This window comes from Frankia casuarinae, from assembly GCF_000013345.1.
GTDB classification, from domain to species: domain Bacteria; phylum Actinomycetota; class Actinomycetes; order Frankiales; family Frankiaceae; genus Frankia; species Frankia casuarinae.
Genome location: NC_007777.1, coordinates 43,652 through 59,183, shown reverse-complemented (window position 1 = coordinate 59,183; position 15,532 = coordinate 43,652). Strand labels below are relative to the sequence as shown.

Sequence of the window (15,532 nt, the reverse complement as noted above, 5' to 3'; positions counted from 1 at the left end):
CTCAGCGCAGCAGTCCGCGCAGCCGCGCCTGTTCCTGCAACCAGTACATCTCCTGCGCCCACAACCGCAGCCGCTCGACGGCGGCGAGCTCGCCGGCCAGAGCCTGCGCCACGGACGGCCGGCTCAGTACCTCAACGCCGACGGGCGCCCACGGCCAGGCGGCCTCCTCCTCGCAGGCTCGCTGGTAGGCGGCCCGCCGCAGGGCTATCTCGGCGAGGGCGAAATCGATCTGCTCGGAGAGCAGGTCGAGACGCGCAAGCAGGTCCGCGTCACGAACCCACGGACGGCCGCTATAAGCGGGCAATGGAGCGGGCCGCGCAGACATGTTGGGGGAAGGGTACGAGCCCGCGGACACCGGGAACAACACGCATCCCGAAACAGACCTCTGAGCTGCGGTTCATTCTTCCACCCGGCCGGAATCGGCGGCCCCCTCGGGGAGAACCCGGTGGACACCCGAGTCGGGTGAGACGACTGTCGGGACGTGAGCAACGGAGGTCCGAGGGTAACGCCTACGGTACGGCGTCCATGGTGCCGATCAGATCCGTAAGCCAGCCTGGGGGTCTTTCGGTGAGTCTCACACCACCCGTCCTGCTGATGGTGCTCGGTTTTCCACTCTTCGTAATGGCGGGGATGCTCATGATGGGCGGAATCGAGAAACGTCTGATCGGCTCCCGCGGGTTGCTCTCCCTGGTCACCGAGGACGGCACCGCCTCGGTGGGTGACTCCGGACCATCCGGTGCACGACCGTCACCCAGCGCACCCGCGGCCCTCAGCGCACCCGCAGCCCTCAGCGCACCCGCCACCCCCAGCGCACCCGCCACCCCCAGCGCACCCGCGTCATCGGGCGATCGGACGTCACCGCTCATCGGCTGAGCCGTCTCCCAGCCCGCGGGATGCGGACAGTCGAGGGGGCGGTCAGCGGCGGCGGGATCCCCCACCGACCCGCAGCCGACCGTCGAGACCGGCCTCCCGCAACAACGCGGCGAACGCCGGCGTGGGTGCCTGGATCTCCAGACATGAGTGCACCCGGCGGAGCAGCAGATCGGCGCGGAGCAGAGCTGCGAGCCCCGGGACGTCGATCGAGCGCAGGCCCGCGACATCCACCGTGACCGTCCCCCCGCCCCGGCCAAGATGCTCGCCGATCTGCTCACGGAACCGGAGCCGCCCGGCCGTGTCGAGTTCCCCGGCGAGTTCGATGAGCACGTCCTCGCCTGTCCGCCGCACGGACATCCGCAAGGCTCCAGCATCCACCCGCATGACTTCCACCCCCCGATGTCGTCACCGCGCGGGGCCACCCCCGATCGATTACGCAGAGTAACATGCCTCGGTTGGCTGGATCCCCGGCGGGCGTCAGCCGGCCCGCAGACGCTTGATCAGAGCATTCGTCGAGCTGTCATGCCCCAGCTCCGGTTCCTGCTCGGACCCGAGTTCCGGAATGATCCGACCGGCCAGCACCTTGCCGAGCTCCACGCCCCACTGGTCGAAACTGTTGATCCCCCAGATGACCCCCTGGGTGAACACCTTGTGCTCGTACAGTGCGATCAGCTGACCGAGGGCGAACGGAGTCAGCTTCTGGGCCAGCAGGGTGTTCGAGGGTCGATTACCCGGGAAGGTCCGATGCGCAACGAGGTCCGGCGTGACACCCTCGGCGGCCACCTCCGCGGCTGTCCGGCCGAACGCGAGGGCCTCTGTCTGCGCCAGGAAGTTGGCCAGCAGCAGGGCGTGCTGGTCCACCCCGGCGCCATCCGCCGTGCCCACCCCGGGATGGTTCGGCCGGACGAAGCCGATGAAATCGGCCGGAACGATCGTTGTCCCCTGGTGCAGGAGCTGGTAGTACGCATGCTGTCCGTTCGTGCCGGGAGTCCCCCAGACGATCGGTCCGGTCGGCGTCGACACGGGCCGCCCGGTGAGATCGACCGACTTCCCATTGCTCTCCATGTCCAGCTGCTGGAGATAAGCCGGGAATCGGCCCAGGTAGTGGCTGTAGGGCAGCACCGCGTGCGTCGCTGTACCGAAGAAGTCGCGGTACCACAGGCCGATCAGACCGAGCAGAACCGGAAGGTTCCGCTCGAACGGAGCCGTCCGGAAGTGCGTGTCCATAGCGGCGAAACCGGCGAGGAACTCCCGGAAGTTCGGCGGCCCGATCGCGATCATCAGCGAGAGGCCGATCGCGCAGTCCACCGAGTACCGGCCGCCCACCCAGTCCCAGAACTCGAACATGTTCACGGTGTCGATACCGAACTCGGCGACCTTCTCGGCATTCGTGGAGACCGCGACGAAGTGCCGGGAAACGGCGTCCTCGCCGAGCAGGCCGGTGAGCCAGGACCGTGCGGCCCGCGCGTTGGAGATCGTTTCCAGGGTGGTGAACGTCTTGGACGAGACGATGAACAGGGTGCTGGCCGGATCGAGATCGGCGGTAGCCTCCCAGATGTCGGTGGGGTCGACGTTGGAGACGAACCGGACTTCGATCGACCGGTCGGCATAGTCGCGCAGGGCGTCGTAGGCCATGGCGGGTCCCAGGTCGGAGCCGCCGATGCCGATGTTGACCACCGTCCGGATCCGCTCACCGGTGGCCCCCAGCCAGTCCCCCGACCGCACCCGGTCGGCGAATTGGGACATCGCGTCGAGCACCCGATGCACGTCGGGGACGACGTCGACGCCATCCACCTCGATCCGGGTTCCGGCCGGGGCGCGCAACGCCACGTGCAACACCGGTCGGTTCTCGGTGACGTTGATTCTCTCGCCCCGGAACATCGCCTCGATCCGGTCCGCCAGCCCGGCGCGCCGGGCCAGCGCGGTCAGCAACTCGACGGTGCGCGCGGTCAGCCGGTTCTTGGAGTAGTCAAGATAGAGTCCGTCCGCTTCGGCGGCGAACGTCTCGCCACGCCGGGGATCGGCGGCGAACAGATCCCGCAGGGACACCTCGGAGATCTCGCGCAGATGCGTGGTGAGCGCCGCCCATTCCTCGGTCGCGGTGATGTCCAGCGGAGCCACCGGGGCAGCGGGCTCGGTTGTCGACATGACGTGGGATGCCCTTCCTCGCAGGTTCAACGTGTGCCGCAGTGCCCATCATCCGCACTGCGGCGGCGGCGGCGCTCGTCAGCCCCGTCGGCATGCCCGTGTCGCCGATCCGGCACGCCGGATCGGCCTGCCGGGGGTAGGGAATGGGGGGTCAGGGCCGTAGGATCACCAGGAATCCGACGAAGGGCGTCATTGCAGGCCAGGATGGTTCTCGGCGCACGGGTGGCGGTACAGCGGATGCCCGGCGTGGTAGCGGACGGATCTGGACCTTGTTGATAGATAAATCTCGGGTGGAGGCGGCGCTTCCCGGTTACTCCGTCGAGGGCGACTTGGGCCGGGGTGGCTACGGGCTCGTGCTGGCCGGCCAGCACCGGCTCATCGGCCGCAAGGTCGCGATCAAGATCCTGCTGGACACCTCCGACGACCCCGATCTGCGTACCCGCTTCCTGTCCGAGGCTCGGGTGCTGGCCGAACTGGATCATCCGCACATCGTGCGTATCCACGACTACGTGGAGCATGAGGGCACCTGCTTGCTCGTCATGGAGCTGCTCTCCGGCGGCACGCTCAAACAGCGGATGAGCTCGGGACCGGTCTCCGCCGAGACCACCTGCTCGATCGGGCTCGCGGCCGCGGCCGCCCTCGCCACGGCGCACGGCCACGGAGTGCTGCACCGGGACATCAAGCCGGACAACATCATGTTCGCCGGCGACGGGCTGCTGAAGGTGACCGACTTCGGCATCGCCAAGATTTTCGACGGAGCGGAGACCACCGCCAGCGCGATCCTGGGAACGCCGCGTTACATGGCTCCCGAGCAGATCATGGGGACGCGTCTCTTCCCGTCCACCGATCTTTACGCCCTCGCGGGTGTGCTCTACGAGATGATCGCCAACCGGCCGCTGTTCGGCCGTCAGATGGCGGTGCAACCGCTGACCCACCACCATCTGACGATCATGCCGGAACCGCTCACCATGGTTCCGCCACCCGTCTCCGCGGTGATCCTGCGGGCGCTGGCGAAGGATCCGAGCATCCGCTTCGCCGACGCCGCCGACTTCGCCCTGGAACTCGCCCGAGCGAGCAGCCGCGCGTTCGGCCCGACCTGGCTGTCCCGGTCCGACGTCAAGGTGCGGATCGACGACGAGATCCGGGAGGCGGCGCTCGCCACCTCGACCACCCCGCGCCCGCCGGCCGCCGGTCGACCGGGCTTCCCCGGTAGCCCCGGAGCACCCGGTAGTCCGGGCTTCCCCGGTAGCCCCGGAGCACCCGGTAGTCCGGGCTTCCCCGGTAGCCCCGGAGCACCCGGTAGTCCGGCCGGCCATCCGATGGGGGGATATCCACCACCGGGTGGGCCGGGCTGGGGTGGATTCCCGCCGGGCAACACTCCACCGCCGCGGTCGACCCCACCGCCGCGGTCGACCCCACCGCCGCGGTCGCTCGGCCCCGGTTATGGCGGACCGGATGCCCCAGGCGGACCGGGTGCCCCCGGCGGTCCCGGCGGCCAGACGTACCGGCCCGGTCCGGGGGGACCGGTGCACGGGATGGCGGGGGTACCGCCGGCCGCCACCCGCCAGGCCGGGCACCAGTCGAGTCCGAACGCCCGTAACCGGACGCCGCTCATCATCGGAGCGGTCGCGTTCGTCGTCATCGTCGCCATCACCGTCGGCATCGTGGCAGCGGTGACGAACTCGGGCGGCGGCAGCCGCGGCGGTGACCGCGGCGGCGGCACGGCACGCCTCGCAACCGCCTACCGGGGAACGGCGCTGTCGGTGCAGGGCCTGAGCCCCTACAGCGTCGATGTCGATCCCGACGGCTCGCTACTCGTCTCCAGCCTCGCGACGGACCGCATCCAGAAGATCACCCCCGCCGGGGCGGTCAGCGACCTCGCGGGCACCGGAGCCGGCGGGATCAGCGGCGACGGCGGCCCGGCCACCGCGGCGCAGCTTGACGGGCCCGGATCGACCGCCCGTGACAAGGCCGGCAACATCTACATCGGGGACGCGAAGAACAATCGGATCCGCAAGATCAGCCCAGCCGGGATCATCACCACGATCGCCGGCACCGGTGACGCCGGTTACGGCGGCGACGGCGGCCCGGCCACCGCGGCGAAGATCAACAGTGCGGAAAAGGTGACCACCGGGCCGGACGGCAGCGTCTACCTCTCCGACTACGAAAACCACCGGATCCGCAAGATCAGCCCACAGGGGATCATTACCACGTACGTGGGCACCGGAGTCGCGGGTTACACCGGCGACGGCGGCCCGGCCACCGCAGCGAAGATCAACGGCCCGAACGATCTCCAGATGACCGACGACGGCACCCTCTACTTCGCCGACCTCGCCAGCGACACCATTCAGAAGGTGACCCCGGACGGGATCATCACCACCGTCGCCGGGACCGGTGAGGGGGGCTTCTCGGGTGACGGCGGCCCGGCCACCCGGGCCAGGCTGAACGTGCCGTCGCTCACCGTCGGCCCGGACGGCCGGACGCTCTACCTCGCTGACTACCGCAACCACCGGATCCGCCGGGTCGACCCGAACGGCGTGATCACCACGATCGCCGGCACCGGCGGCGAAGGCTCCGGCGGCGACGGCGGCCCGGCGACCGCGGCCCAGTTCAAGAACCCGAGCTCGGTCGCGGTCGACGGCAGCGGCGCGCTCTACATCGCGGACAACGGCAACGATCGGGTGCGCCGCATCGATCCGAACGGCACCATCACGACCGTCGCCCAACCGGGCTAGGGTGTCGCCGGTGACCTAGGGTGTCGCCGGTGACCTAGGCTGTCGCCGATGGCACGGATGGTCGGACGATTCGTGACGACCATCGTCCACTCCCCGGACTCGTAGCAGCCGTGAGGACTGACCGTGGATTACGAGCCTGACCGACGATCGGTGTTACGGACCGCCGCAGCCGGAGCCGGCGGGCTCGGGCTCGCCGCGCTCGGGCTCGGTGGCGGCCTGATGAGCGCCTGTCAGCAGGAGGACGCCCCCCACCCAATACCGACGGAGATCGACTGGCGCACGCTCGACGAACGACTGACCGGTCCGCTGCTGCGACCGACCGATCCGGACTACGCCGTCGCCAGCATGCTGTTCGACCCGGCTTTCGACGCGGTACGTCCGCAGGCGGTGGTCCGTGCCATGTCCGCGGGGGACGTCACGGCCTGCATCGACTTCGCCCGCTCCACCGGGATACATCTCGTCGCGCGGGCCGGTGGCCACAGCTACGGGGGTTACTCAACGACGACCGGGCTGGTCGTGGACGTGACTGCGATGGCGTCGGTCCGGCCGGGGCCCGACGGCACCGCGCTGATCGGGGCCGGAGCGCTGCTGATCGACGTCTACTCCGCACTCGCCGAGAACGGGCTGGCGCTGCCAGCCGGATCATGCCCGACCGTCGGCATCGCCGGGCTCGCCCTCGGCGGCGGCATCGGAGTGTTGAGCCGGCGCTACGGTCTGACCTGCGATCGGATGGTCTCCGCCGAGGTCGTGCTGGCCTCCGGGGAGACCGTGCGCACCGACGCCGACACCGAGCCGGACCTCTTCTGGTCGCTACGCGGTGCGGGCGGGGGCAACGTCGGCATCGTGACGTCGTTCACCTTCGCCACCCATCGGGCGACACCGTTGGCGCTGTTCACCTACCGCTGGCCCTGGGACGTGGCGGCGGACGTGCTCACCGCGTGGCAGGGCTGGATCGCCGACAGCGGCGGCGCGCCGGAGGACCTGTGGTCGACCTGCGTCGTGACCTCGATGCCGACGACCGGGGCCACCGGCAGCCCAGCCCTGCGGGTGAGCGGCGTGCTCGCGGGCGGCGCCGACGACACGCGGATCACGTGGCTGCGGGATCGACTCGCCGACCTCGTCGCCGCCGTCGGCCGGAGGCCCTCGAGCACCTTCGTCGCCCAGCGTGGCCATCTCGAGACGATGTTGCTTGAGGCGGGCTGCGCGGGCAAAAGCGTCGACGCGTGCCACCTGCGCGACCGGACGCCCGGAGGCACCCTGCCACGGGTGGCCCAACGGGCTGCCTCGGCATTCCTCACCGAACCGATGCCTGCCGGCGGGATCGAGACGATGCTCGCCGCGCTCGAGCGACGCCAGCGCACACCCGGGGCCGGTCCGGGTGGCGTGATCCTGGATTCCTGGGGCGGCGCGATCAACCGGGTCGGCCCGGGTGACACGGCGTTCGTGCACCGCAACACGCTCGCCAGCGCCCAGTTCGTCGCCGGCTACTCCGTCGACGCATCCCCTGCGGACAAGGAGGCTAACCAGAGCTGGTTGCGATCCACGGTGGCGGCGACGGCGCCGTTCATGTCGTCGTCGGCGTACCAGAACTACATCGACCCGGACCTCACCACCTGGGCCGATGCGTACTACGGGGCGAACCTTCCGCGGTTGCGCCAAGTCAAGCGCGCCTACGACCCGGACAACCTGTTTCGCTTCGCGCAGAGCATCGCGCCGTCCTGACGGTCCTGAGCGGCTCCGGCGGGAGCTTCCCCGGCCGGGCCCCGGCCATTGCCCCGGACAGCCACCCCGCGCCGGGAATCGAAGTCAACCGACCCGGGGTGGCATGCACTATTAGATCCGTTCACCCATCCGTTGCCTACTGCCCACCTATGGTCAGATCCCTGTCCATCCGCTGTCCCCCGGCCCCGCCACCGCGCAGTTCACTCATCGCTCCGGCGATTCATCTTGCGGTGACTACTCAAGGTGAGTACACACATGCTGTCGGTAACGCACCGACGTTGGTGTCCGTCTGGCCGTGTCGACTGGGTTTTCTGTGAGGTCCTCGATGAAAAAAATCTTCTGGCCGTATGGCGTCGGGCTGTTCGCCCTGTTCTTCGCGGTGACAGCACCGGGTAACGCCGCCGATGTGGTGCACAGCGCCGTCGGTGCGCTCGGTGGCGTGGCCGACGGGCTGTCCACCTTCGTGTCCCAGGCGGCTACCTGAGCGGAGCAACGGCACACCCGGAGTGTCCGGAGCAGGAAATCCGGATCAGGAACGCTGCCTGGCCAGCGGCCTGGTCACGGCCACGGTCCCACTCCAGTCCGAGATGTCGGATTCGACGACCCCCCACCGCGCTCCCTTGGCCGCGATGACCCGGCCGTCGCCGATGTACATCCCGACATGACCCGGCGCCTCGGCGGTGCCGTCGGTGCCCGGGGTGAACAGTAGGTCCCCCGGCTGCGGATCGACGCCCGCGACCTGCGGGCCGAACCGCAGCTGGTCGGTCGTCACGCGGGGGAGCTCGATGCCGATGCGGCGATACGCCTCCCGGACCAGCGACGAGCAGTCCCAGGCGTCGGGACCGGTCGCACCCCAGACGTAGGGCTTGCCGATCTGCGACCGCATGAAGGCGACCATCGGGGCGACCGAACCAGCGGGGATGTCGACGCCGAGCTCCAAGGCGTCACCGTACACCTGCGCCTGCGCGAGGATCGTGCGGACGTAGTTACGCGTCTCGGTGTACGGCGGAATGCCGGCGAAGGCGAGCACCGCGCCCGCTCCCGCGTTGTACGCGGCCAGCATCTTCTCCTGGGCCGCGCCGGACACGGAGGCGACCGAGGCCGCCACCGCGCAGTCGTACCGGGCCGCCGCGGGGATCGCGTCGGCCGGGTTCCACACGTCGCCCTGCCCGTGGGACGCCCACGTCCCGGGCATGAACTGGGCGATCCCCATCGCGCCCACGGGTGACCGGGCCCGCGGGTTGAAACCCGACTCCTGATGTAACTGGGCGGCCAGCAGGGCGGGAGTCACCTCGGCGCACCCGGCCGCGTTCGCCGCATCAATGATCGTCTGCAGGTACTCGGCCGGGATGCCGTCGGAGTTCCTGATGGTCCGGTTACCCCCGCCCTGATCCTGGATGAAGGGACCGGTGATGATCAGAATGAGGACGGCGACCAGCATGACGATGCCGCCGACGGCGAGGGCCATGCCCGCCCCCGTCCAGACCAGCCAGCGGGAACGCTTACGGGTGAAGCCGCGGGCCATCACGCCTCACCGGCCCGGTGCGTCACCGGCGACGCTCGACAGATCCGCACCGGCGACCCGCCACGTCCCGTCGGTCTGGCGCAGGAGGGTGAGCGCGGGGGTGGACAGCGTCACCACCGGGGCGGCGCCGCCCGCCGCCGTCTCGCGGCGCACGTTCAGCTGAAGCACCACCCGACCGGTGGCCGTCGTGTCGATCCCGCCCAGGGGCGTGGTCGCCAGCACGGTCACCCGCGAGTGGGTGCCCGCGGCGCGCACCTCCTGCCACGCCTGACCGTCCCCACCGGCAGCGGTTCCGGACCCCCCGGCGCCCGCGCCCCCGGCGCCCAGGCTGGCCGCGAAGTCCTCGGTGAGGCAGTCGCGGGCCCGCTCGACACCGGCTGCCGGGCCGGGGTCCGTCCGGGCGTCGAAGGACTGCCAGCGTGTGAAGCAGTCGGCGGCTACCGCCGACGGGTCCTTCCGGTCCACCTCGCCGGTTGGTGGCGCGGACGCGGTGGCCAGCGGCGGACCCGGCGCCTGACTCGCCCCGGGCGGTGGCCCCGTGGTGGCGGACGGGGCGGGAGACGGACCGGCAGTACTACCCGACACGCCGCATCCGGCCACGGTGACCACGGTGAGCAGCAGCCCGACGGCCAGCCAGGGGCGGGGCTTCACCGCGGCCGGCCGGAGCGAGGCGGCACCGGGGTGAGAGCGCTCATTCCCGACCGTCCAGCCAGTCCCGCACCCGCCCCCGACGCACCCGCCACTGGTGACCGACCTTGCGAGCCGGGATGGCCCGTTCCGAAAGCAGCTTGAGGACGGTGCTCTCCGACAACCGCAACCAGGCGACCAGTTCGTCAACGGTGAGCACTTCGTCGTCGTCGGAGGGTCGGGACGGCACGCCACCGGCCGACGTCGGCGCGAGCGGAGGGGGCGCGAGCGGAGGCGCCGCGGCGGCGGGCGCCGGTGTGCCGCGGGATGCGACGGTCGGTGACATGCCGGTCGAGCGGGCCGAGGCCGTGCGGACCCGGCCGGATGCCGCCGGAGCAGACCGGGCCGGGGCCGAGCCGACCGGGGATTTCGCGGGCGTCACCCCCTGCGGTGCGCCGGAGCGCTGGGATGGCCGAGGCGTCGCCATCGAGAAGCCGTCCTGCGCCACCGACGCTCCTTTCCCATCTGCCGCACGCACGGTGCCGTGTCGTCCAGGCCGCCCCCAGCCCGCCACGTCGCGGATCACAGCCAACCGTCCGCCAAACCGTCCGCCGGTTCGTCCCCTCAATCCGGACGGCACATCTCCGGTTCCGGAAGGTACACCGACCCACCCATGATGGGTAGCTTCGACCAGAGCTTGTCATACTCGAATGACTCGTGTTACATCGATCCGACCGCAGCCGAGCGCAGATAACAGTAAGTAACCTTAACTGGCACTAGCTAACCTTAGAAGGCCGGGAGGTCGACGGCGCGTGAGCGATGTGCCACAGGCACCGTACGGTGAGGAAGGCGACGCGCGGCCCGTTTCGCTCATTGGTGCCCGCATCCCCTCGTCGGTCTCCCCTCCCGACGGTCCGCCCATCCGGAACGATCAGTACATACGAGACGATCAGTACATACGAAACGATCAGTACGTACGGGACGAAGCAGCAGGCACCGAAGACGTAGAGTCACCTCCCCATTCACGATCCGGGCGCCGACGGCATCGACGGCGGGGCGGGACGGGCTCGCCGCAGCCACTCGACGAAGCGTGGCAGAGCGAGGCATTCCACCTCGATGATGCGACATCGGCGGCCCGTTCGGGTGCGGACCGTACAAACACGTCCGACGACACACCGCCATCGGTGCCGGGCGCCAGGACCGAGGCACCCGGCGCCGGGCCGGGCCGGGCGACCACGGGCGCGGACACCAGCTCCCGGCGCACCCGCGGCGCCGCTGCCCGGCGCGCCGGCCGCCCGTCGGCGATTCCGCCCCGTAACCAGGCTGATCCCTCCCGCCGTCCAACCCGGCCGGCAGATCCCCGCGGTTCGACCCCGATCCCCCCGGGCGCGGTGGAATCCTCGCGGAAGGCGGACACCGCCTCGGGTGGCAGCGCGCCGGGTGGCAGCGCGTCAGGCCGAGGCGTCAGCCCGGCCGCGAGTCCTGGTGCCGGTGGCGACCCAACTGCGGTACCACCACACCCGAACGGGCCATTGCCTGCCCCGAACGGGCCACGCGTCCGGCCGCCGCGCGCCTCCGCGCCCCGCCATCCGCAGCCTCCGCGGCCGACACCGGCCGCGCCGACGGATGCGGCGCCGATCAGCGGCCCGACCGATCCGCCGACGGCAACCGTTCCATCCGCCGCGGCCAGCCGGCCAGCCGCGGCCGGCCCGATCGAGGTAACCGGCCCCGGGGATGCGCAGGCCCCTCCCACGGACGATCCGGTCCCCTCCGAATCGTCCGTCCCGGGCCACGTCTGCGCGGTGCCGGTCACACCGCCGGTCGCCCGCTACACGCCGGCCGCGCCAGCCGCGCCGGCCGCGCCAGCCGCGGACACGAAGCAGCCGACGGCTCCAGTGCTCCCCCCCGCGCAACCGCAGCCGGACCCGGCGTCTCGATCCACCCCCGAGGCCGCGGCGGCAGGCGGCCAGACCGTCTCGCGTCGCCGGCCGTCGTCGGACGGTCGGCTGTGGCCGTGGCAGGAGCCGTGGGCCGGCGTGCGCGATCTCGAGCCATGGGAAGAGATCCCGGTACGGCTCTCTCTGCGCGACCGGGCCCGTATCCCGTTGCCCGGTTCGTGGCGGATCGCGGTGACCTCGCTGTTCCCCTACTCCGGGACCACCACCCTTGCCGGGGTCGTCGGGCTGACCCTCGCCGGGGTGCGGGCGCAGCCGGTCCTCGCGGTCGATCTCTGGCCGGGGGAGTCTCCCGGGGGGGCGCCATCGTCGCCTGTGGGCGCCGGCACCGAGGACGAGGACGAACCACGCGGTGATCCGCTCGCGATCCGGGTCGGCGCGGCCGGAACGACGACGGTCGCCGACGTCGCCCGCCGGCAAGCCTCCGACAGTACGGTGACCGATCTACCTCTGATGATCAGCGGTCGTCCCGCAGGCAGCACCAGGGACCTCGACGTGCTTCCCGTGCGACGCGGTGTTGGCGGAGGATCCGACCGGCACGGCGGCGGCGGTTCCGGCGACGAGGCGGCCGCCGTCGTCCCCGCGGACGACACCGTCGCCCCGACCGGACTGCGGTCCGTGCTCGGCCTGCTCGCGCATTCCTATCCGCTGGTGCTGGTCGACGCGCCGGCCAAGGCACCGCTGACGCCTGCGGCGCTCCAGGCCGCGGACCTCATCATCCTCGTCACACTCGCGACCGCCGCCGATCTGGAGGCGACACTCACCGGACTGCGTACGTTGCGGGACGCGGCGGGTGGTGGCTCAGCCAGACACGGCGGGCCGATGATCGTGGCAGCCATGATTGCGCCGCGCCGGGGCCGTCCCTCGCCCCGGACCCGCGCGGCGGCGGCCCGGCTCGGGCGCCAGGTCGACACGCTGATCCGAATCCCGTACGACGCCCGGCTCGACCCCAGCAGGCATACTCCGGTGCGGATTCCTCGACTACGCCGACGTACTCGCCGCGCCTACCTCCAGCTGGCCGCGGCCGCCGTGGAAGCCCTGTTCACTCTCGCGAAAGCCGAGGTCACGGCTGCTGCGGGCGCTGTCGATCAGCCGGGGGCTGCGGCCGGCGGCGCTGTGGAAGCGGTCACCACCCGTGCAGATTCTGGCGCTTCCGGCGGCCCACGAGCGACTACCGAGGATCACCCTGCGGCGCAGGGCGTATCATTTGGCGACCTACGGTCACCAACGGCACCCACAAGGATCGCCGGACCGGATCGGCCGGGCGGCCCCCCGCCTGTGGGAAAGGAACCGAGATGATCCTGGACGCCGCCGCCGTCAAGGCGACCGTTGTCCTCGCTGAGGTACAGGTCAAACCGGATGACTCCAAGGCGCCTGGCATCAATGCTCTGAAAGACCTGGTCAACGGCCTGGCGGCCTATGCGGTGATCGCTGCGGTCGCCGCTGTGCTACTGGGCGGTATCGCATGGGCACTCGGCGAACGGATGGGCCTCGAACGCGCGTCGATGGTCGGCAAGAGCGGTGTGATCGCAGGCTTCGGTCTCGCATTCCTCGTCGGTGCCGCGGCAGCCTTCGTCAACTTCTTCCTTGCCACCGGTGCAACGGCCACCGCACCCGACCCTAACCCGGCTGGCCAGCGTCAACCCGCCGTAGAGCTCACCGTTGCCGTTGACCCCGGCGTGGTCCATGACCCATCGTCAACGCTCTTCTGACCTGTTCCCCGGATACCAGCGGGCGGACATTGCGATGATGACCGTGCCGTCTTGTGAGGGGAGTGGGCGTTGGTAAGCCTTGTGGAGTGGGCGGCCAGACGCCTGATCATCATCATCGTGACCACTGGCACGGTGAGTGTGATCGGCGGATTGGTCATCGGCCGTTACGTGGTCCCAGACAATGGTTCGAATGGCCCGGATACCGCGTCCGTCGCGCCGCAGACCTCTCCGAGCGCTACCCCGCCCGGAGTGACGCCGACGCTGGTCCCCTCGCCGAAACCGTCCAGCCAACCGGCCAACACCGCCGCCACCACCTCAGTCCCCGGTGTCCCCACCCGGATCAACGAGTTCGGTATCCCGGTCGGCTACCCCCACACCGAAGCCGGCGCCGTCAGCGCCTGCGCCAACTACGACAGAGCTTATGGAAATCCCGCGAATCGCACACCTTCCCGCGTCAAAGATGTCTTCAAATCGATGGCACTTCCAGAAGAAGCCGACAGACTTGCTAACACCGTTATTTCAATCGACAAGGAAAACGCAAAATATTTTAAATTGAACTCTCTTCAATCTCCGGCGGTAAACTGGATTGGACGGGTCACGGGCTACACGGTTCGCTCATATCGCAACGATGAAGCTAACATAACACTCTGGGGACTAGTTGGAATCGGGCTTTACGGAAATCCCGATCCAAGGCTTGCCCCACATGAAGGCTGGGGAACGGATAACTGTCAGGTTGTATGGAGTTCAGGGGACTGGAAGCTTAAAGATGCAAGCGATGGACCTTGGACGCCAGCCATCACCGAACGAGCAGCCGAGAGTTTCCGTGATTTTCTATTGGTCGGAGCCGGACAGTGACCGTGACCGTGGATAATCAACTGCAAGCCCTCCCATTTCACCCACTCGGTGCTATCAAGGATGCGATAGCGGGGAGTGCGGATGCGTACTTCAACTCGACAGGCAAGGCCTTCTGCGGCATGGCGGCGGACCTGTCCAGCTCCGTATTCAGCTTCGCGGCGCAGAAGACGACCATCAACCTGAATGCCGACTACGTCGTCCAGAACTACAACATCGCGTTTGGGGTGGCGGTCCTGATCGTCACCGGCCTGTTCATCTGCGCCTGCATCATGGGCGCCGTGCGCGGTGATCCTCACATCTTCGCACGCGCGCTCGCCTCCACCGGCACCGCGATCCTCGGCTCGTTCGTCGCACTCACCCTGCTACAGATGGTGCTCACCGCCTCGGATGGGATCGCCGACGCCTTCGGTGACGGGAAGCCACTCGGCTCGGCCCTGGTAACCCAACTGCGGGCCCTACCGGAGCAGGGGAACTTCGCACTCGACATCGTGCTGTCGCTGCTGGTGGCGTTGTTCTCGTTTGCGCTCTTCGTGGTGCTGTACATCCGCAAGGTCGCGATCATCGTGATGGCGGTGTTCATCCCGGTGTATCTGGCCGGGCAGCCGACGATGTCCACGAGCGCCTGGATCAAGCGGGCGACCGAGATCCTCTTGGCGCTGATTTTCGCGAAGCCGGTTATTTACGCGATTTTCACACTCGGTGCCGGTGTGGCAAGCGACTCGAGCGGCTCCACAGTCGATCAGACACTGACGATCCTCGGCGGGGCCGTGGTGATGATTGCGGCGGTGTTCGCTCCCTTCGTCCTGCTGCATCTGATGGGATTCGCCGACATCCACCTGATGCGCGCCGTCGGTTCGGCAGGTCGGCGCAGTGCGGCGTCGTTCGGCCAAGGGGCGGGTGCGTTGCTGGGATCGACGTCGCGGGAGACTTTCCGCGGAATCGGCGCACGGCTGCAGACCCGCAACCGCGGCATGCTCGGCGACGCCGGTGGCGTCGGTGGCGTCGGCAGCGAGCCCGCGCTGCCCCGGCCAGCCGGGCTACGGACCGGTCGTGGCAGCGGCCTCGGCGCTCCGGCGGGCACGTCATCCCGGACGGGTGCCGCCACGGCCGCGGTGCGCGGCTCGACGGCCGGCCGGCCCCGGGCCGGCGGTGGCAGTACCCGGCAACCGGCAAGAGCCGCCACCCCCACCAGGGCGACGGTCACGGTCGGCAGCAATTCCAGGCCGGTCGGCGCCACGAGGACGATGCGCCCGGGTTCCGCCACGGGCGGGGCACGCGGGACCGGTCAGGCCACGAGGCGGGTACCCGTGCCCCCGCCGGCGTCCCGGCCTCCGAAGATGACGGCGGCGGTGCCGCCGTCCCGCACCGGCGGCACGTGAG

General features: G+C 69.8%; 14 protein-coding genes. 8 read left to right on the top strand and 6 right to left on the bottom strand.

The annotated features are described in order from the left end of the window. Position 1: 1 nt before the first annotated feature. Positions 2-325: a hypothetical protein gene (locus FRANCCI3_RS00230; RefSeq protein ID WP_011434523.1), complete on the bottom strand. Its 324-nt coding sequence runs from the start codon at positions 323-325 to the stop codon at positions 2-4. A gap of 242 nt (positions 326-567) precedes the next feature. Between FRANCCI3_RS00230 and FRANCCI3_RS26530 the strand changes: the two genes are divergently transcribed. Further along, on the top strand, positions 568-873 hold the full coding sequence (locus FRANCCI3_RS26530; protein WP_049760794.1) for a hypothetical protein: 306 nt from the start codon (positions 568-570) through the stop codon (positions 871-873). 42 nt (positions 874-915) lie between these two features. Here FRANCCI3_RS26530 and FRANCCI3_RS00220 read toward each other — a convergent pair whose 3' ends face one another. Together FRANCCI3_RS00220 and pgi are read right to left on the bottom strand one after the other, a co-directional pair. Continuing rightward, positions 916-1,257: an STAS domain-containing protein gene (locus FRANCCI3_RS00220; RefSeq protein ID WP_011434522.1), complete on the bottom strand. Its 342-nt coding sequence runs from the start codon at positions 1,255-1,257 to the stop codon at positions 916-918. Positions 1,258-1,350: 93 nt separating this feature from the next. Continuing rightward, positions 1,351-3,021, bottom strand: coding sequence for a glucose-6-phosphate isomerase (gene pgi / locus FRANCCI3_RS00215; RefSeq protein WP_011434521.1), 1,671 nt, complete (start codon positions 3,019-3,021; stop codon positions 1,351-1,353). A 269-nt stretch (positions 3,022-3,290) separates the two neighbouring features. Between pgi and FRANCCI3_RS00210 the strand changes: the two genes are divergently transcribed. The 3 genes from FRANCCI3_RS00210 (at position 3,291) to FRANCCI3_RS26525 (ending at position 7,962) form a co-directional block, all read left to right on the top strand. After that, positions 3,291-5,756, top strand: coding sequence for a protein kinase domain-containing protein (locus tag FRANCCI3_RS00210; protein ID WP_035957966.1), 2,466 nt, complete (start codon positions 3,291-3,293; stop codon positions 5,754-5,756). 123 nt (positions 5,757-5,879) lie between these two features. Continuing rightward, positions 5,880-7,478, top strand: coding sequence for an FAD-binding oxidoreductase (locus FRANCCI3_RS00205; protein WP_011434519.1), 1,599 nt, complete (start codon positions 5,880-5,882; stop codon positions 7,476-7,478). Between the two features lie 325 nt (positions 7,479-7,803). After that, positions 7,804-7,962: a hypothetical protein gene (locus tag FRANCCI3_RS26525; RefSeq protein ID WP_023840589.1), complete on the top strand. Its 159-nt coding sequence runs from the start codon at positions 7,804-7,806 to the stop codon at positions 7,960-7,962. Positions 7,963-8,007: 45 nt separating this feature from the next. On the opposite strand, the gene FRANCCI3_RS00200 is transcribed toward FRANCCI3_RS26525, so the two are convergent. Genes FRANCCI3_RS00200 through FRANCCI3_RS28830 form a run of 3 tightly spaced genes read right to left on the bottom strand, consistent with a single transcriptional unit; the run spans position 8,008 to position 10,138 of the window. Then, entirely contained in the window at positions 8,008-9,003 is a 996-nt protein-coding gene (locus FRANCCI3_RS00200; protein WP_011434517.1) for an NlpC/P60 family protein, read from the bottom strand. 6 nt (positions 9,004-9,009) lie between these two features. Next, entirely contained in the window at positions 9,010-9,654 is a 645-nt protein-coding gene (locus FRANCCI3_RS00195; RefSeq protein WP_023840588.1) for a hypothetical protein, read from the bottom strand. A gap of 40 nt (positions 9,655-9,694) precedes the next feature. Continuing rightward, positions 9,695-10,138 (bottom strand): helix-turn-helix domain-containing protein, encoded by a 444-nt coding sequence (locus FRANCCI3_RS28830; RefSeq protein WP_023840587.1) that lies wholly within the window; start codon positions 10,136-10,138, stop codon positions 9,695-9,697. 1,528 nt (positions 10,139-11,666) lie between these two features. Between FRANCCI3_RS28830 and FRANCCI3_RS00185 the strand changes: the two genes are divergently transcribed. From FRANCCI3_RS00185 to FRANCCI3_RS00175, 4 genes are all read left to right on the top strand, one after another. Next, positions 11,667-12,884: a MinD/ParA family ATP-binding protein gene (locus FRANCCI3_RS00185; protein ID WP_023840585.1), complete on the top strand. Its 1,218-nt coding sequence runs from the start codon at positions 11,667-11,669 to the stop codon at positions 12,882-12,884. Further along, positions 12,881-13,297 (top strand): DUF6112 family protein, encoded by a 417-nt coding sequence (locus FRANCCI3_RS00180; protein ID WP_011434514.1) that lies wholly within the window; start codon positions 12,881-12,883, stop codon positions 13,295-13,297. The genes FRANCCI3_RS00185 and FRANCCI3_RS00180 overlap by 4 nt, the downstream gene beginning before the upstream one ends. Positions 13,298-13,366: 69 nt before the next feature. Next, on the top strand, positions 13,367-14,152 hold the full coding sequence (locus tag FRANCCI3_RS23765) for a hypothetical protein (RefSeq protein WP_011434513.1): 786 nt from the start codon (positions 13,367-13,369) through the stop codon (positions 14,150-14,152). Next, positions 14,149-15,531 carry a hypothetical protein gene (locus FRANCCI3_RS00175; protein ID WP_011434512.1) on the top strand — a complete coding sequence of 461 codons (1,383 nt, stop codon included), beginning with the start codon at positions 14,149-14,151 and terminating at the stop codon, positions 15,529-15,531. The genes FRANCCI3_RS23765 and FRANCCI3_RS00175 overlap by 4 nt, the downstream gene beginning before the upstream one ends. The last annotated feature ends 1 nt before the right edge of the window (position 15,532 follow it).